Source organism: Acinetobacter sp. YH12249 (assembly GCF_013417475.1).
Taxonomy (GTDB): domain Bacteria; phylum Pseudomonadota; class Gammaproteobacteria; order Pseudomonadales; family Moraxellaceae; genus Acinetobacter.
Window position 1 is genome coordinate 18,061 of record NZ_VPDX01000012.1, and the last position, 18,924, is coordinate 36,984.

The 18,924-nt window shown below is 45.5% G+C and carries 15 protein-coding genes; 8 read left to right on the forward strand and 7 right to left on the reverse strand.

What is annotated here, in order from left to right:
• Window positions 1–3 precede the first annotated feature (3 nt).
• On the reverse strand, window positions 4–1,191 hold the full coding sequence (locus FTV25_RS08485) for an MFS transporter (RefSeq protein WP_180002942.1): 1,188 nt from the start codon (window positions 1,189–1,191) through the stop codon (window positions 4–6).
• 968 nt (window positions 1,192–2,159) lie between these two features.
• Here FTV25_RS08485 and FTV25_RS08490 point away from each other — a divergent pair.
• The 3 genes from FTV25_RS08490 to FTV25_RS08500 are packed head-to-tail and all read left to right on the forward strand — an operon-like array spanning window position 2,160 to window position 5,071.
• Window positions 2,160–3,287 carry a Re/Si-specific NAD(P)(+) transhydrogenase subunit alpha gene (locus FTV25_RS08490; RefSeq protein ID WP_034170850.1) on the forward strand — a complete coding sequence of 376 codons (1,128 nt, stop codon included), beginning with the start codon at window positions 2,160–2,162 and terminating at the stop codon, window positions 3,285–3,287.
• Between the two features lie 11 nt (window positions 3,288–3,298).
• On the forward strand, window positions 3,299–3,622 hold the full coding sequence (locus FTV25_RS08495; protein WP_004783638.1) for a proton-translocating transhydrogenase family protein: 324 nt from the start codon (window positions 3,299–3,301) through the stop codon (window positions 3,620–3,622).
• Between the two features lie 3 nt (window positions 3,623–3,625).
• Window positions 3,626–5,071, forward strand: coding sequence for an NAD(P)(+) transhydrogenase (Re/Si-specific) subunit beta (locus tag FTV25_RS08500; RefSeq protein ID WP_159123084.1), 1,446 nt, complete (start codon window positions 3,626–3,628; stop codon window positions 5,069–5,071).
• A gap of 327 nt (window positions 5,072–5,398) precedes the next feature.
• On the opposite strand, the gene rsfS is transcribed toward FTV25_RS08500, so the two are convergent.
• From rsfS to FTV25_RS08525, 5 genes are all read right to left on the reverse strand, one after another.
• Entirely contained in the window at window positions 5,399–5,800 is a 402-nt protein-coding gene (rsfS, locus tag FTV25_RS08505) for a ribosome silencing factor (RefSeq protein ID WP_004783634.1), read from the reverse strand.
• Between the two features lie 81 nt (window positions 5,801–5,881).
• A complete protein-coding gene (locus tag FTV25_RS08510; protein WP_159123083.1) occupies window positions 5,882–6,670 on the reverse strand; it encodes a hydroxypyruvate isomerase family protein in 789 nt (262 codons plus the stop codon).
• A gap of 41 nt (window positions 6,671–6,711) precedes the next feature.
• On the reverse strand, window positions 6,712–7,578 hold the full coding sequence (locus FTV25_RS08515) for an NAD(P)-dependent oxidoreductase (protein ID WP_180002940.1): 867 nt from the start codon (window positions 7,576–7,578) through the stop codon (window positions 6,712–6,714).
• Window positions 7,579–7,614: 36 nt separating this feature from the next.
• Entirely contained in the window at window positions 7,615–8,403 is a 789-nt protein-coding gene (locus FTV25_RS08520; protein WP_180002938.1) for a crotonase/enoyl-CoA hydratase family protein, read from the reverse strand.
• Between the two features lie 102 nt (window positions 8,404–8,505).
• Entirely contained in the window at window positions 8,506–11,313 is a 2,808-nt protein-coding gene (locus FTV25_RS08525) for an ATP-binding protein (RefSeq protein ID WP_180002936.1), read from the reverse strand.
• 331 nt (window positions 11,314–11,644) lie between these two features.
• Here FTV25_RS08525 and cysM point away from each other — a divergent pair, with 331 nt between their 5' ends.
• The 5 genes from cysM to FTV25_RS08550 all read left to right on the forward strand — a co-directional run bounded on the left by cysM (window position 11,645) and on the right by FTV25_RS08550 (window position 17,908).
• Window positions 11,645–12,574 carry a cysteine synthase CysM gene (cysM, locus tag FTV25_RS08530; protein WP_034702431.1) on the forward strand — a complete coding sequence of 310 codons (930 nt, stop codon included), beginning with the start codon at window positions 11,645–11,647 and terminating at the stop codon, window positions 12,572–12,574.
• Between the two features lie 17 nt (window positions 12,575–12,591).
• Window positions 12,592–13,410 carry a 3'-5' exonuclease gene (locus FTV25_RS08535; protein WP_159123080.1) on the forward strand — a complete coding sequence of 273 codons (819 nt, stop codon included), beginning with the start codon at window positions 12,592–12,594 and terminating at the stop codon, window positions 13,408–13,410.
• A gap of 6 nt (window positions 13,411–13,416) precedes the next feature.
• Complete coding sequence (rlmD, locus tag FTV25_RS08540; protein ID WP_180002934.1) at window positions 13,417–14,793, forward strand: 23S rRNA (uracil(1939)-C(5))-methyltransferase RlmD; 1,377 nt, start codon at window positions 13,417–13,419, stop codon at window positions 14,791–14,793.
• 44 nt (window positions 14,794–14,837) lie between these two features.
• Entirely contained in the window at window positions 14,838–17,147 is a 2,310-nt protein-coding gene (locus FTV25_RS08545; RefSeq protein WP_159123078.1) for a bifunctional (p)ppGpp synthetase/guanosine-3',5'-bis(diphosphate) 3'-pyrophosphohydrolase, read from the forward strand.
• 89 nt (window positions 17,148–17,236) lie between these two features.
• Window positions 17,237–17,908 (forward strand): hypothetical protein, encoded by a 672-nt coding sequence (locus tag FTV25_RS08550; protein ID WP_180002924.1) that lies wholly within the window; start codon window positions 17,237–17,239, stop codon window positions 17,906–17,908.
• A gap of 34 nt (window positions 17,909–17,942) precedes the next feature.
• Here the strand turns inward: FTV25_RS08550 and secF are convergent, their stop codons facing one another.
• Complete coding sequence (secF, locus tag FTV25_RS08555; protein WP_171064806.1) at window positions 17,943–18,917, reverse strand: protein translocase subunit SecF; 975 nt, start codon at window positions 18,915–18,917, stop codon at window positions 17,943–17,945.
• Window positions 18,918–18,924: the final 7 nt, after the last annotated feature.

Below are 18,924 nucleotides of genomic sequence, written 5' to 3' on the forward strand. Positions count from 1 at the left end.
GGTTTAAGCTTTTGCTCGATGTTGTTGCCATTGATCAATCAACGCAAACAGGGCGGCGCATAGTGCCAAGCCAAGTCCAAACAGACAGGTCATGCTCCAGCCACCATGATGCCAGGCATATACCCCCAGAGCTGAACCACAGGCACCACCAATAAAATACAGCGTCATGTAAATAGAGTTCAGTCGTGATTTGGCATCTGGGCGCAAGCGGAAAATCACGTTCTGATTACAGCTATGAGTAATCGCCAGACCTAAGTTAATCAGGGCATAACCCAGAATATAACTGAGCAGGGACACGCCACCAAAATATAAAAATAGCCAGCTTCCTGCCAGAATTGAACAGCCAATCCAGGTCAGGATCTTGATATAGCCACGATCTGCCCATTTACCAATAACCTGAGTCGACAGCGCACCAAAAACACCAACCAAGGTTACTAGGCCCACCATCACATCAGAAAGATGAAAAGGTTTCTGGGTCAGCAGCAGGGCAATGGTTGAAAACAGCATGCTCATGGCGGCAAAGGCACATGCACCAATCAGGGAGCGTAAGCCCAGTCGCGGTTCCTCACGCATTAGCATACCCATGGATTTAAAAATTGCTGCATAGCTGATACGCATACGCGGCATGCTGGGCAATTGTCCTTTTAAGTAAAAGCCCAAAACCAGCAGTGCCATACTACTGAGCGCATAAATGGTTTTCCAGTGAAACAGGTCTGAAAGCAATCCGGCAATACTGGTCGACAATAAGATACCGACTAATAAGCCACTCATGAGAAAACCGACCACTTCTCCGGTTTTTTCAGGTCGGACAGCCATCGTAGCTAAAGGAATCAGAATCTGGGCAGCAACAGAAAATAGCCCAGCAATAATAGTCCCCACCCAGAGCATCGGCAGGTTGACTGCTGTGGCACAGATCAGCAAGCCTAATGCGGCACCAAACATCAAGAAAGGAATGAGTCTGGACTTATTCAGCATGTCTCCCAAAGGCACAATAAACAGCAGGCCCAAAGCATAAGACACCTGCGCAAAGGTCACGGTCAGCGCCACTTGGGATTCTGGTACCTGATAATATTGCTGAATTGAGGAGATAAGCGGTTGGCAATAATAGTTTGCACCTGCACATAAACCACATGCGATCGCCATCAGCCATAACAGAGATTTATTTTGACTGATATCGAGAGGAGGAGACATGGCAAGTACCTTAAGCTCAGAGAGAATTTTTATAAAGAACATCAAAGATGATGCAGAAGTTGCAGGCACTATAGGCGAAAACCCGTCAGGATAAAAGTAGAAAAATAGTGCAAAGTACTCAAACTCATACAAGAGAAATGCCACAAAAAAGTACGTTTCTGGATGGAGAAGAGATGAAAATTCGCTAGAAATTTAACTTTTTCACTTAAGAAAATGTACGTGGAAGCGCTTTGTATTAAGTCATCTCATTTAAGACCAAGTGACAGAGATCAATCTGAATCAGTGATTGCCCAAAATTGGTGCAAAATGAAGAGTTCGTAAATCTAACAGTGGACTGAGTATTAATATAATAAATGTTGCAGAATATTTTTTTCACCTATTTCAGGCAAGTCTTAAGACTTGAGTTGAATAAGTCAAGTAAGTGAATCCCAAATCAATTTTTTCATCATTAATTCATATTTTTTATGAGTGAAAAATGAAAAAGTTATAGGAAAACAGTATTTTTAGATCTTAAAAATGAATATTCCAAAGTAGATTAAATTTGTCAAAAAGGTCAAAAACAGGAAACTGCCCTAGAAAATTGCCTTAATTTAGGCTTTATCAGTTCATTTGAAATAAAGATTTGCTGAGCAGAAAAAATGAAATATCTGTCAGAATGATCAATGTAACAAAATAAAACAAAAAGTAATCTAATAAAAAATAACCAAGAAAACAGTCATCGTTCAAGAGAATGAATATCGTTTATAAATTCAGCAAATCAAAATAATCAGGCTCAACTAATAAATGCTATATGACAGCATCATTTTTATGAATCGTCAGTTCAAAATATGGGTATTTATTAAATAAATAATAGGTAGTAATTTCTAGAAGTTTAATTAGAATCCAAAAATTCAACAAAAACACATCCTGAGGGGAAGCACCGTAAATCACGGTGTTTACTTAAGAAAAAATTAGCTTGAGGGACGCTCATGCAGATTGGAATTCCAGCCGAAACTGTCGTCGGTGAAAATCGCGTCGCTGCGACGCCTGAGACAGTAAAGAAATTGATCAGCGCTGGTCATAGTGTGGTGATCGAACGTGGAGCAGGTGTTAAAGCTGCTTACATCGACAGTGCCTATGAGCAAGTTGGTGCCAAAATTACGGATGATGCCTACACCGGTAGCCAGATAGTTTTGAAAGTTCGTGCACCGAAGGGTGAGGAAATTCAAAAGCTGTCAGCCAACACCACGGTTGTAGCGATGTTTGACCCATACCGCAATACCGAGCTTGACCAGTTCGCGGCACAGAATGTGTCTGCATTTGCTCTTGAGCTTTTGCCACGTACTCTATCACGTGCGCAAAACATGGACGTATTGTCTTCGCAAGCGAACCTTGCAGGTTATAAATCAGTGCTTTTAGCTGCTGCTGAATATCAGCGCATGTTCCCGATGCTGATGACAGCGGCAGGTACGGTAAAACCGGCTCGTGTCGTGATCATGGGTGTCGGGGTAGCAGGCCTTCAAGCAATTGCAACAGCGAAACGCCTGGGTGCAGTCGTAGAAGCAACTGACCTTCGTCCGACTGCCAAAGATCAGGTTGAGTCTTTGGGTGGTAAATGGCTAGACGTGCCAATGTCTCCTGAAGAGCAGGCACGTGCTGATGAAGCAGCTAAAAACGGTTATGGCTGGATGCCAGGTGAACAGTACATCAAGGATCAGGCCGCGATTGTCGATAAAGCAGTATCGAATGCCGATATCGTGATTACCACTGCATTGTTACCAGGTCGTGATGCACCACGCTTAATCCGTGCTGAAACTGTAGCCAAGATGAAACCAGGCTCAGTGATTCTGGATATGGCAGTGGAATCAGGCGGTAACGTTGAAGGTTCTAAGTGCGGCGAAACTGTTGTGACTGAAAACGGTGTGAAAATTCTGGGTGTTCCGAATATTCCATCAACGGTATCGACTGAAGCTTCAGCGCTATATGCACGTAACGTCTATAACTTTGTTGAAACACTTTTTGATGCAGACAAGAACTTTGTCCTGAATCAGGAAGATGAAATTCAAAAAGCCCTACTTGTCACTCACGGCGGCCAAGTGCTGTTAAAACGTGGTTAAGGAGCAGACTCATGGTTGAAACAATTACGATTTTCGTCCTGGCCATCTTCGTGGGTTACTACGTGGTTTGGGGGGTAACACCAGCACTACATACGCCATTGATGGCGGTGACCAATGCCTTGTCTTCGATCATTATCGTGGGCGCAATGATTCAAACCGTTGGCCTGCCAATGGTGGGCGTTGAAGGCAGCGTGGATTTCCAGACCATTAACGTGGTGAGTGTACTGGGGGCAATCGCAGTATTTCTGGCGAGCATTAATATTTTCGGTGGCTTTGCCGTGACTGCACGTATGCTGGAAATGTTCAAACCTAAGCAAAAGAAAAAAGAGGGTTAAACCATGGAATTTATTCGAGAGTATGCGGATTGGTTCTACCTGATTGGCGCCGTTCTTTTTATCTTAACGCTACGTGGTTTATCTGGTCCTAAAACTGCAATTGCAGGTAACCGCTACGGTATGATCGCCATGGCGATTGCTGTAGTGACCACATTCTTTGTTGCTGAAAATCCAGTAGTCTGGATGATTCTTGCAGCAATGGCTGCGGGTGCAGTGGTGGGTATTGCGCGTGCACGTACTGTACCAATGACCCAGATGCCAGAAACAGTAGCACTCATGCACTCACTGGTGGGTCTGGCTGCGGTACTGATTGCAGTTGCGGCAATTATCCATAACAACAAGCTGGTTGAATTGGGCCCGGACCTGTTAGCTGCAAATGGTGTGACTTTCCATGAAATGAGCAAGGTTCACCTGTTTGAACTGTTTGTGGGCTGTTTTGTTGGTGCGATTACCTTTACTGCTTCTGTATTTGCATACGGTAAGCTGGCTGCAAAGAAATGGGCAAAAACCATTTCAGGTGGCTGGGTAAAACCGGTTCAGGCTCTGATCTTTATTGCAATGCTGGCAGCAGGGATTCACTTCTTCCTGACAGGTAGCATGACATCTTTCTGGGCGATGACTGGTCTTGCGCTGGCATTTGGCTGGGTATGGATTGCGCCAGTTGGCGGCGGCGATATGCCGGTTGTGGTTTCGCTGTTGAACTCATTCTCAGGCTGGGCAGCAGCGGGGATTGGTTTCACACTCGAAAACAACATGCTGATCGTCGCGGGTTCGCTGGTTGGTTCTTCAGGTGCGATTCTGTCTTACATCATGTGTAAAGCGATGAACCGTTCAATCATCAATGTATTGTTTGGTGGTGCGATGGGTGGTGCAGCTGCGCCGACAGCTGCTGCGGGTGCACAAGTGCAACGTAACTACCGTTCAGGTTCTGCAGATGATGCTGGCTTCCTGATGTCAAATGCAGACAGCGTTGTCATTGTACCGGGTTATGGTATGGCGCAAGGCCGTGCACAAAACGCAGTCAAAGAACTGGCAAACTTGCTGAAAGAGCAGGGCGTGACTGTACGTTTTGCGATTCACCCGGTAGCTGGTCGTATGCCAGGTCATATGAACGTATTGCTTGCAGAAGCTGATGTTCCTTATGAAGACATCCTGGAAATGGATGAGATCAACTCGGATTTCCCGGCAACTGACGTAGTACTGGTTATTGGTGCAAATGACGTTGTAAACCCGGCTGCAAAAGACGATCCGAACTCACCAATCTACGGCATGCCAATTCTGGAAGCTCATAAGGCACGCACCATCATGGTCATCAAGCGTTCTATGGCGACCGGTTATGCAGGTCTGGACAATGACCTGTTCTATAACGACAAGACCATGATGATTTTCGGTGATGCGAAGAAAGTTGTGGAAGATATGACTAAAGCGATTAATGGTACAGGTCACTAAGACTTTCCATTCGCTGAATCATCTTAAATCCTCCTTTTAAAAGGGGGATTTTTCTATTTAAATAAGAGAGAAATTTTCCCTCCTATATAAAAGATTAAAAGATGAATCGGGAAGAATTACAAAATAAAATTAGCTATGGTGTTTTATTTTTAGAAAATTGATCTGGATAAAATTGCAACAAAACGTTTAAAAAATAGGCTGAATGATTAAATCTGATCAAAAAACGAATTCATTAAAGTTTTTGACCCATAAATTTCTTTTTCGATTCAAGTTAAACAATATAAAAAAAGCGACCTACATAGGTCGCTTTTTTTGAATATTCGATGTTTATGCTACAGAATCTGCAGGATTGCGCCATAGGCTTTCTAGGTCATAGAATTTACGCGCTGTAGGCAGCATGCAGTGCACTACAACAAAACCTAGATCAATCAGGATCCATTCTGCATCACGTTCGCCTTCGATACCAAGCGGACGGAAACCTGCTTTACGTGCTTCTTCAGCAACATTATCTGCAAGTGATTTAATATGACGGGTTGATGTACCGCTTGCAATCACCATGGCATCTGCCACGTTACTGATGCTAGCAACATCAAGCTGAACAACTTCTTTAGCCTTTACATCTTCGAGGGCTGCATGTACAACTTTCAAGCATGCGTTTACTGCTTGTGCATGAGAATTCATAGTGTGATCGTGAGAATTAGAAGCGCTGGGCGATGGTTCTAAATTCATAGGGAGTATAATTTCCTAACAATTATGCATGATCTAATATAGCGGTTTTAGCCCAAAATTTCAAATGCACCTTCCGCCGCTTTAGTCATACTCCGGGAAGAACTGTTCTTTCCAGCCAAAGGATTCTTCCGAAGTCCCCAGAGGTTTATATTCGGCTGCGACATAACCATTGTATTGGCTATTCTCTAACCATTGAAAAATCTCATAATATGGAATGGAAGCGGTATTGGGTTGATGACGCCCCGGGCAGTCTGCAAACTGGATATGACCAATCTCTGCAATATTTTCTTTTAAGGCTTCAAGTACATCTTCACCCATCATGGCCATATGATAACAGTCATATTGCATTTTCAAGGCAGGATGATTGACAGCTTCCAGCATCTCCTGAGCTTGGGCCACATTCTGAATCAGGAAACGTGGCATGTCCTGACCGTTGATCATTTCAAAGACCGGCTGAATCTGATAATCAGAGAGCATGGAGCATGCAATTTTCAGATTACTCGCCAAGGTGTTCAGGCAAGGAAGCAGGTCACAATCCAGTGGCTGTTTGCCGGCCAGAATATTGACACTTGGCACATTCAGAGCAGTCGCATATTGAATGGCCTGCTCTACAGCATGACGAAACTCGATTTCCTGTCCAGGAATACCGGCCAGACCGTGTCCACCTTGCATCAGATCACCAGCAGGCACATTAATCAGGCAGATGTCCAGATCATGCAACTGAAGCTGCTGCTGAATCTGCTCAATGCTCAGTTCATAGGGAAACTGGATTTCCACATGTTTAAAACCGTGCGCATGAGCCAAGGCAAAACGTTCTAACAAAGGTACTTCCGTAAAAATCATGGAGAGGTTAACGGCGAGTTTGGTCATGGACTTTTCCTTGCTCAAGGCAGAATATTGAAATGAAATATTTAATGGTCTACGTGCTTGATTACAGTAGCCAGATCGGCCTCAGCAAATCCGTCTTGCTGATGGGCTTTGAGCTGAGACAGGGCCTGGCTTGCCACAGGGATATCCAAAGATAAAGTAGCAGCCAGTTGCACCGCATTGTTCAGGTCTTTCGACAGTGTCTGCACTTTCCATTGCACGGGTTCAAACGTCTGGCTGGCCATACGTGGGGCCAGAATCTGAAAAGGCTTGGAGTCAGCAAAACCACCGGCTAATGCTGGTGCAAGCAGGGCAGTATCTACACCGGCACGATCGGCCAAAGCTACTGCTTCAGCGATCAGGGTACTGTTCGCCGCTACAATCAGCTGGTTACAGATTTTAGTCGCCTGACCGGTTCCCGTATCACCCATGCGAGTGACACGTTGTGAAAGCACGGTATAGATGGGATCAAGTGCGGTAATAGTTTTTGCATCACCACCCGCGAAGATGACTAGCGTGCCTTGTTCTGCACCGGCTGTACCGCCAGACACAGGAGAGTCAATCCAGATCGCTTGTTTAGCTCGGGCCTGTTCAGCTAGAGTTTTGGTTTGATGTACGGAAAGACTGGAAAAATCGACAATAACCTGTCCAGCCACCAGATTGGGCTGAATCTGCTCAAAGACCGATTGCACTGCGGCATCATCTGCCAGACAAGTCAGAATAACCGGATAATTTGCAATTTGATCTAGAGATAGCGGAGTGGCTCCAAGAGCAAACAAAGGATCGCAGGCACTGGCCGTACGGTTCCAGACTGCAACTTGAAAACCTGCTTCTAGCAAGCGGGTTACCATACGACTGCCCATGAGTCCCATACCTAAAAAGGCAATTTTGCTATCATGATCGAATTGCATCTTATCTCTCATCTTTTGATTTTGCTTCAGTCACAATTAATTATATTGGCGTGGTACAAACTGCACGTCCGGATTTTTATCCTTCTTGCGTGCCAGTTGACTGTTTTTACCGAGTAACAGTTTAAGCTGCCAGATTTTTTCCATACGCAATGACTTGTTGGGTTTGTGCTCCATCGCATCCAGCACAAATTTAGAGGCCATCAAGGCATCTGGAGAGCGTTGTAACATTTCTTCAGCCAAAGCTTGTGCTTTTGCTAATGGCTGTTCATCAACATGGGTGATCAGGCCAATTTCTTTGGCATAGGCACCTTCAAAAATACGTGCGGTTAAGGTCAGCTCTTTGGCCAGATCAATCCCGATCAGACCTTTGAGTGAACGCGTTAATCCCATGTCTGGTACTAGGCCCCAACGAGTTTCCATAATTGACATTTTGGTCGCAGGGTGAGCGATCCGGATATCCGCAGCCAGCGCAAGTTGCATACCTGCACCAAAGCAGAAACCTTCAATGGCTGCAATGACGGGGACAGGCAGTTTCTGCCAGACCAGAAAAGCTTTCTGGAATAAGCTCTGTCCAGGACGGATCAGTTCCCAAGCCGCATAGGCCCGATTTTTAGGATTATTTAAATCGGCCAAGTCAATGCCGGCACTAAAGACCTGCGCTTCACCGGTTAAAATGACACAACGCACTGACTTGTCTTTTTTAATTCGGTTCGCAATCTGCACCAGTTCACGCAGCAGGGCAAAGCTCATAGCATTACGTTTGTCTGGACGGCTGAGAGTAACCGTGGCAATTCCATTATTTTTTTCAAAGCGCACAAGTGACATGGTATTCATCCTTAATTTTTCTGTAAGCGAGCATAGCATGAGCAATCTGTGCTTGCATGACAGCGCAGTCATACAGATATGAGTGATTAAAACAACAATGATTTAACCACTATGCTTGTTTAAGATTTGCTGGGCTGCCTGTTCTACCTGCTCAATTACGGCTTTCAGTTCATCCAGATATTTCAATACTTCCTGAACAAAACTGTCATCGGCCTTACGGCGTTCCTTACGCAAGGTCGAGACAAACTGCTCAAAACTTCCGGTAACTTTTTGCAGAGTCGGTGTGCCGACATAACGAGTAGCCCCATAGAGACGGTGCAAAACATGTTCCAGCTGCGGAAAATCTTCCAGCTCAATTAATTGCTCAATTTCATCCAGCTCTTTTTCAAAACTGTCGACCAGCATGCTGAGCAGATCGACGGCCAGATCTTCTTTATTGGCCGCCAGTTGCAGGCTTTGCTGCCAGTCCAGAATATTCGGATCTAGCGCATCAATGACATTGGCACGTTCCAGCACCGGAATCTTTTTAAAACTCTCAGTCGTCCAATGCGTCAGGATCTGCACGATCTGATCAATCTGAATAGGCTTAGTGACATAATCATCCATACCATTTTGTAGCAGTTTCTGTTTCTCATCGGAAAGGGCATGTGCCGTCAGGGCAATAATCGGCAGACGCTGATGATTTTCAAAAGTTGATTCCAGTGAACGGATTGCACGCGTGGTATCGATACCGGACATCACTGGCATCTGGATATCCATAAACACCAGATCAAAAGATGGCAGGCCCTGTTCATAACGACTCTGAATGATATCAATCGCTTCCTGTCCGCTAATGGCTTTGGTTGTGGTGACATTCAGTTCGGCCAGTAAGGCTTCTAGAACAATCAGGTTCGGCAGATGGTCATCAACGGCCAGAATATGCAGTCCCTGACCATTAAAGTCTTCATGCTGTTCCTGATCGAAGACAGGTTGATTACCAAGTAGCTGAATCAGAGCACTACGACTCAGTGGCTGATGCAGGGCACGGGCACGATGATCATTCAGCATGCTCGGATCAAGCTGCATTTGATAACCATACACAGCCAGATGTCCCTGATAGCGAGAGCGAATCTCTGTCAGTAGAGCCTGGCTATCGCCACTATGGTCAACAATTAGCCAGGTATTCTCAATATTCTGTAAATGGTTCAGACGACTGAACAGATCCAGAATGGACGTCGACTCAATATGTTTGACGCGATAATTTTCCAGATAATGTCTCAAAACATTCGCTGTTGCCGGATGGGCAAGATAAGACACAACGGTCAGATCACTGAAGTCCGGATGTTCATGAACAATATCTTCATCCACCGGGAATTGGGCAGTAAACCAGAAGGTTGAGCCTTTTTCTGTTGGTGCACGTTCCTGGTTATCTTCAAAGCCGATCTGACCATGCATCAGGTGAACCAGTTGCTTAGAAATGGCCAGCCCTAGACCTGTACCACCGAATTGGCGGGTGACCGAGGTGTCGCCTTGCGAGAACGATTCAAACAGTTTCTTGCGGTCAGTTCCGCTCAGGCCAATGCCGCTGTCCTGAACACTGAAATGCAGCAGACATTGTCCAATATCATCGTGCTCCATGCGTGCCCGGACAATGATTTCGCCATCTGGAGTAAACTTGATCGCATTGGAAATCAGGTTGGTCAGAATCTGCTTGAAGCGTAGTACATCACCAATCACATGTTTTGGCACATTGTCTGCAAAATAGAATGCCATATCGATATGCTTCTGTGCAGCCAGTGGCGAGAGCATGTCCATCACATCGAAAATGGCTTCTTCCAGATCAAAAGGTGCGGTTTCCAGTTCCAGTTTGCCGGCATCGATCTTGGAGAAATCCAGTACATCATTGATTAGGGCCAGCAGATGCGCAGAAGATTTGCGGATGGTCTGTAAATACAGGCTTTGCTCATTGCTAAGATTGCCTTGACGCAGCAGCAGGTGAATAAAACCATCAATACTATTTAAGGGTGTGCGTAATTCATGGGAAATATTGGCCAGAAACACCGACTTGGCCTGGTTGGCCGAAATCGCCTGATCACGTGCCTGACGATAAGTAATATTTTGAACTTCTAAAGTATCTAGAGTACGGCGCAAATCATCTTCAGTCTGTTCGGTATGCTCGCGCAATTCCAGAAAACTGAAATGCAGACGTTTCACCACATTGGCAATATCACGCTGCAAAAGACGCAATTCACCGGTACTGTTAATCACCATATGCTGATCTAGGGTGTCGGCATTCAGGCGTTGCAGCTGCATGCGAATTTCATACATCGGTGCAATCCAGCGACGAGAATAGAAATTCAGACATAACAACAAGAGCAATAAGGTCAATAAGCCGGTCGCAATCAAAACAATCAAAACCCGGTAGCGGGCAATTTCTAAGGGCTGATTGTCCAGTTCGATCGCCAGCCAGCCTGCATTCATGCCATTTTCATTTACTTTGACTGCATAAATATGATTGTTTTTATCTAAGATCGGGCCAACAAAATTGCCGTCTTTTTTAAAGTCCGGCCAAGGCGCCTGTTCCTGAAACCCAATACCGAGTTTACTTTTACCATTTTCATCCAGAATAGCCGCACGAACCAGATGCTTTTCATTCAGCATATTTTGCATGGCGTCATGAGCTTGTTCATATTGCCATGGATAAAGGCTCAAAATGTCCAGCGCATATTCAGAAGTGGCCTGAAAACGGGTCAGAATCGCAATGGCCATCTGCTTTTGCTGGGCACGGGCCGCATTGGAAGTTTCCGAGATGACCAGAGCAGCACCAACACAGGCCAGAATAGTAATGGGTACAAAAATCAGTGCAATCAGCTGTCCATAAGCATGATTTAAGTGTAGGCGTTTAAACAGCTTTTTGTTGATATTTGACATGATTCAAGCAGTATTTTCCTTATGCTTTGCATATTAGCATGCTTTAAATCTACTGTTAAAATTTCAGTATTATTTTTCTAAAGCTTCAGATTAAGGCAGAAAATAAGAACCATTGCGCTTAATAGTCGTTATGGGGGGTTGAGCAAACCTTTTTAGGGGTAGAGGTGAGCTAAGTCACTGTCACAATTGAGGAGTTTTATCAAGCTAAAACGGGACGAATTGGCCATGCCGATCGTGATTTATACAGTTTTATGCAAAAGCACTGCTATAAATGGGTGCAGGGAAATGCATTTTTTCATACAATAGCCGCACCTCGATATAGGTGCAAATAATGAGTAATACCACCCCTGATTTTCAAGCAGACGAATTTTTACTGGACCATTATGTAGGCAAAACGCCACTGGTGCGTTTGCAGCGTCTGGCTAGTCACACTCAAGCCACAGTACTCGCAAAACTCGAAGGAAATAATCCGGCAGGCTCGGTCAAGGACCGTCCAGCGTATAACATGATCATGCAGGCGGAAAAGCGCGGACAGATCAAACCGGGTGATACCTTGATTGAGGCGACCAGCGGAAATACAGGGATTGCATTGGCGATGGTTGCGGCCATGCGTGGTTACAAGATGCAGCTGATTATGCCGAATAACATGAGTCAGGAACGTAAGGACGCAATGCGTGCTTATGGTGCTGAACTGATTGAAGTGACCAAAGAGCAGGGCATGGAAGGTGCACGTGATCTGGCCTTGCAAATGCAGGCTGAAGGTAAAGGTCTGGTGTTAAACCAATTTGGTAACCCGGACAATGTCGAAGCGCATTACCTGACCACAGGTCCTGAAATCTGGCAGCAAACAGGTGGCAAAATTACACACTTTGTCAGCTCAATGGGTACTACAGGTACGATCATGGGCGTATCTAAATATCTGAAAGAAATGAATCCGGATATTCAGATTGTGGGCCTACAGCCATCTGATGGTTCTAGTATTGCCGGTATCCGCCGCTGGCCAGAAGAATATTTGCCAACGATTTTTGATCGTAGCCGTATCGACCGTATTATCGATATTCCACAGATTGAAGCGGAACGCACCATGCGTAAACTGGCGCAAAAAGAAGGTATCAGTGCCGGTACATCTTCTGGCGGTGCAGTTTGGGCATCCATCAAGCTCGCAGAAGAAAATCCGGATGCAGTAATTGTATGTATTATCTGTGACCGTGGTGACCGTTACCTGTCTACAGGCTTATTCTCTGTACAAGACCCTGAATAATTTTTGAGAAATCTTTTATGCGCCTGCCTGTTTTAACTTTCGATATTGAAACCCAAACCGATCTTAAATCAGGCGCGCATCTGTTTGGTCTGGATCTGCCCGAGGCTGATCTGGATCAGGCCCTGACCAAGTTACGCCGTCAGGAATCAGGCTCGGACTTTCAGCGTCTGCCTTTGCATGAGATTGTCTGTATTTCCGGCTTATGGATGGATGAACAGGGTATGCGCCTGTTTTCTTTCAGCCGTGAACAATACAGTGAAGCAGAGATTTTAAAAAAATTCTTATCCATTTTTGAAAAGCGTCATCCAACTCTAGTCAGTTGGAATGGCTCACAATTTGACCTGCCGGTTATTCTTTATCGGGCCATGTATCATGGTTTATCTGCCCCAAGTCTGTTCGATCAGGGCGAAATCGATACGCAAAAGCGTTATAATAACTACCAGAATCGTTACCATCAGCGTCATGTTGATTTGATGGATGTTATGGCCATGTTTCATGCCCGTCATTTTCAGAAACTGGATGATGTTGCTCATTTACTGGGTTATCCAGGCAAGCGTGGTGATGGTGGCTATCATGTACCTGAATATGTACGTAACCAGCAATGGAACGCACTCACCAGCTATTGCGAAGGTGATGTGCTCAATACCTGGTTGGTCTATATTCGCTGGCTGTTGCTAAAAGGCCAGTTGATGTTGCCTGATTATCAGCATCTGGTGCAGAGTACGATTCAATACCTGCATACCCAGCCGCAACATGCAGATTTTTTATCAGTCTGGCGTGAAACCTCACAAAGAACTGAATTTACCCGTTTTGATTTTCCCATCTCCACATCCTAGGTTTTCATGAAACGTCGAGTACAACCACGTCCAGCGCCGCAATCCGAGTATATTTTTCAGGTTGAATCACTTTCACATGAAGGACGTGGCATCGCTCACTATGGTTCACATCCGGATCATCCACTTGAAAAGCATGGTAAGAAAGTCTTTATCCGCTATGCCTTGCCGGGTGAAACCGTACGTGCCCGCATTACCCGTGAAGTCAAAAAACTGGAAGAGGCGGATAGCCTGGAGTTGCTCAGTGAGGCTTCCGAGATCAGGGTCAAACCTGTGTGTCCACATTTTGGCATATGCGGCGGCTGCAATATGCAGCATATCCATCCAGATGCCCAAATTGAACTTAAGCAGAATGTTCTGAAATCACATTTGCAGCATTTTGCCGGGATTCAGCCTGTAGAATGGCTGCCACCGTTACGTTCACAACGTGAAGATTACCGTCGTAAAGCCCGGATTGGGGTGCGTTATCTGCCTCAAAAAGAAAAGTTGGTGGTTGGTTTTCGTGAAAACCAGTCCAATAAGCTGACCTCGATTGACCGCTGCATGATTCTAGATCGCGAGTTTGGATCGGTTACACGTCTTAAACAATTGCTCCAAAGTCTCGATGGTCAGGCAGATATTGGTCATATAGAATTGGCTATGGGTGATCATGACATTGCGTTGCTCATTCGTGAAACCGCAGAATTATCGGTAACAGATGTCAACCGATTGCGCCAATTTACGTTAGAGAAAGGTTGGCAGCTTTATTTGCAGCCTGCAGGCCAAGATTATTTGAAGCGGATTGATGAGCCTGAACAGGCAGCACGCTTACACTATGGTCTTGATGACTTTGATGTGGAATTCGGTTTTAATCCATTGGACTTCACTCAGGTCAATTCAACGATCAATCCGCAAATGGTGCGCTTGGCATGTGATTTGCTTCAATTACAGCAGGGCGAACGCGTTCTGGATCTGTTTTGTGGATTAGGAAACTTTTCTTTGCCACTGGCGCGCTGTGTTGGTGCGTCTGGTCAGGTGGTTGCGGTTGAGGGAAGTGAGGAAATGGTGCAACGCGGTGCGGAAAATGCTAACAATAATGGTATTGCACAAGTTTCGTTCTATTCACAAGATTTAACCAGAGATTTTTCGCACCAGTCTTGGGCAAATCAAGGATTTGATGCATTATTAATCGACCCGCCACGTGCTGGAGCAGAAGAAGTCATGCATTATATTCCTCAGTTTGGTGCCAAAAGAATCGTTTATGTGTCATGTAATCCTGCTACGCTTGCAAGAGATGCAGGGCTACTGGTACAACAGGGTTATCAGCTAACCAAAGCCGGTGTGATGGATATGTTTACGCATACCGGACATGTCGAGTCGATTGCCTTGTTCGAAAAAGAAAATTAAATAAACGATCAAAGAGATGATGTATCTAAAAGTAGGAGAAGGGTATGGTCACAGTACGTGAGCAACTGCCTGGGCGGCTCAATGAGTTGTCACAGGAGGCGACTGTAGAACATGCCGAACAAGCACAGCAGGATCTGACTGAATGGTTAGATCGGGTTCGTGGCATATTAGACGGGGCTCCCCTGAAGCAGCTCGAAGAAGTTGCCCGTTTAACCTTAGAAAAAGAGCTACAAAGTACGGTTCAGCATCGCTCTAATACCTTCTATACCGGTATTGAAATGGCGGATATTCTCGCGCATCTCTATGTCGATGAAGATACCTTGTCCGCTGCCATGCTTTACCGCGCAGTACGTGAAGGCGTCATGCCACTGGCAGAAGTGCAGGAAAAATTCGGTGAACAGGTCTACAGTCTGGTCAAAGGCACGCTGTCCATGGGTAAGCTGTCTGAGCTGATTGAAAAAAATAAACGCCTGGAAGATCACTTTAATAATAACCAGCGTGAACATCTGTCTGGCATTTACAAGATGCTGATTTCAGTGACAGAAGATGTCCGCGTCGTGTTAATCAAGCTGGCAGAACGTACCTATGCACTGCGCGAACTGGCCAATTCTTCACGTGAACGGCAAGAACGGGTCGCACGAGAAATTCTCACCATTTATTCTCCTCTAGCGCATCGTCTCGGGATTGCCCAGTTGAAATGGGAACTCGAAGATCTGGCCTTCCGCTATCTGGCGCCAGAACGCTATAAAGAAATTGCCTCTTTGCTGAATGAAAAGCGTCTGGAACGTGAACAATATATTCAGTTCGTGATTGATAAATTGCGTGAAGAGCTGGCAGAACACGGCATTGAAGCTGAAATTAACGGCCGGGTGAAGCACATTTATTCGATCTATCGGAAAATGAAAAGCAAAAGCCTGAGCTTCGACCAGCTGTATGACATCCGTGCGCTGCGTGTATTGGTGAAAAGTGTGCCTGAGTGTTATCACACGCTCGGGATCGTACATCAATTGTGGCGACATATTCCGCATCAGTTTGATGACTATATTACCAATCCGAAGGCCAATGGTTATCGCTCTTTACACACAGCTGTGATTGCGGAAAACAAGTCACTTGAAGTGCAGATTCGTACTTATACGATGCATGAAGAGGCTGAACTTGGCGTATGCTCACACTTCAACTATAAGGAAGGTTCGAAAAATACCGATACTTCCTTTAATCATCGTCTGCACTCCCTGCGTGCAGTGATTGAGCATTATCAGGAACGCAATGAAGCCAGTGCACATAAGGATGAAGAAGAGGAAGTTGAAAATTTTGAGCATATTCAAGATTTTGAAGGCTTTGAAAAAATCTATGTGTTCAGCCGTGATGGTGATATTAAAGAGTTACCACGAGGGTCAACCGTACTCGACTTTGCCTATCATGTACATACGGAAGTCGGTAACAAATGCTATGCGGCCCGGGTCAACCAGCGCTATGTGCCTTTAACCTATGCCTTGAAAACCGGGGAACAGGTTGAGATTCTGACCAAGAAAGACCGCGAACCAAATCGGGACTGGTTGGTTAATTCACTGGGTTATATCAAGACTGCACGTGCCCGTGACAAGTTACGTCACTGGTTCCGTCAGCAGGATCGCAGTAAGAACCTGGAAGTGGGTCGTGAAATTCTGAATAAAGAATTGGCACGTCTAGCAATTCACCCGAAATCAATCGACTTGGGTGATTATTGCAACCATTTCAATGTGAAAAGTGGTGAAGACATTCTGATTGGTCTGGTGAATGGTGATATCAGCCTGCATGCCCTGATCAATCAGGTGAACCGTCATATGCATCTGGATCAGGATGAGCCTGAACTGGTGCTGAAACCAGCCTTGAATCCGCGTGCCAGCCATACTTTGTCTGCACATGGTATTCTGATTGATGGTCTGGATAACGTCGAACTGCATGTAGCCCAGTGCTGTCAGCCGGTGCATGGTGAATCGATTGCGGGTTATATTACGCTGAATCGCGGTGTAAGCATCCATAAGGTGGCTTGTCCGGATTATGTACGCATGATCTCGCAGGAACCGGAACGTGCGGTAGAAGCCGACTGGGAAATGCAGCCGACTCGCGGTCAGAGCGTGCAGATTGTGGTGGAAGCCTATGACCGTCGTGGTTTGCTTAAAGATCTGACTCAGGTGATTTTCTCGGATCAGATCAATATCCGTCAGGTAAATACTATTTCTGAAGCAGATGGTATTGCCAATATGAAGCTGTTGATCGAAGTTAAAGGCTTGGCTCAACTTTCCAAATTATTGGCCCGTCTTGAACAGCAGCCGGGAATTATCAGTGCCCGCCGTCTGGTTCAAGGTAACTGATTCTTTTTAGGCATGATTAGAAAAGCCCGCAATTCAATTGCGGGCTTTTTTGTTATAAGGTGTGCTTAAGAGGGAGAAGAGCAAATAACATGAGTGCCACGGAAATATTTGAACTGAGACGAAATAATCTGGCCAAAGTGATTGATCAGTTGATTGATAGCCAGCAGTTTAAAAATGGCAAAGAGATTTGCGAGCACTTTGGTCTGTCTGCAGCTTATATTACCCAGCTATTGAACAGTAAGCGCCAGATTGGAGAGAAGGCTGCACGAGAACTTGAACAGCAACTGGGTTTGGAATGTTTAATATTGGATCGTGCTGAAGCACCTGTCATTGAAGTGGCATCTAGTCCTGTAAAAATAACTTTGTTCCAGATGCAGGTTGTTGAGCAGCAAGCCTTTAAAATGAAAACTATAGATTCGGCAGAAAGACTTTTACCATGGCTTAAATTGGAGCTTCAGCATTATGCCATTCAGGTCACAGGACAATATTATTTTCCGAGCCTAAAAGCAGGCTGGTGGTTGGTCTGTGATGCGCAAGCTGTATTACAGTCATCTGGCTTGGCGTGTCTTTATTTAATTAATGGACTGCAACTCATTGTGGAGCTGATGTCGGAAAACCAGGACAGCTATCAGATCCAAAGTCTGGATGAAAGCCGCAAGGTCAGTTTCCAAAAGTCTGATGTAGCTAAAATCCATCCTGTGATTGCCATAGTGCCTCAGCATTCAATTTTCTTAGACCAGAAAAAATTCAGCCCATCATAAGATGGGCTGAATAGTGAAATCGAAAACGGGCAGCTTATGGAAGCTGATTTTCGTCTTCAAATTCTGGTTTCACCTGAACAATAAAGTCCTGGCGATTCAGACCGCGCCACAGGGCAAAGGCTGTACCGATATAGATCGAAGAATAGGTACCGACAAAGACACCCACAAACATCGCAATCGAGAACCATTTCAGACCAGCACCGCCCATGATCATCATGGCCACTACAACCAGTAATAAAGTCATAGAAGTATGAATGGTACGGCGTAAGGTTTCAGTCAAGGCAATATTGATAATTTCAACAGGTTCGGCACCCCGGATCTTACGGAAGTTCTCACGGATACGGTCAGAGACCACGATATTATCGTTAAGTGAGAAACCGATGATCGCCAGTAGTGCAGCCAGAACCGTAAGGTCAAATGGCCATTGCATCATGGCAAAAATACCAATCGTCACCACGATATCGTGGAACAATGACAGTACCGCACCCATCGCCAGTTTGAACTCAAAGCGGATAGTGACATAGACTAGCATCAGCAAGAGGGCAAGAGCAACTGCACCCGCAGAACGCACATACAGCTCATTACCGACCTGTCCACCGACTACATCGACCTTAGGTACCTGAGCCGCATTGCCTGGCAGCTGAACTGCTGCAGTAACGGCTTTGGTAAGGTCTTCTGCTTCAATATCTTCCTGAACCGGCATACGTACCATCAGGTCACGTTCCGAGCCCAGAGTCTGCACGACAGCATCATCAAAGCCAGCTTTGCTGAGTGCCTGAGTTACATCATCAGGTTTTACCGGATTGGTATAGTTCAGCTCTGCTGAGACACCACCAGTAAAGTCCAGACCGAGGTTCAAGCCTTTGGTCGCAATAAAGAAGATGCTGGCAACCGTCAGGATGATAGAGAACACTGCCGCAGGCAATGCAATCTTCATAAACGGAATGATACGTTCGTCTTCAGGGCGACCGTACTGTTTCTGATTCAGTTGAGTATTTTCAGTCATCATCGATCTC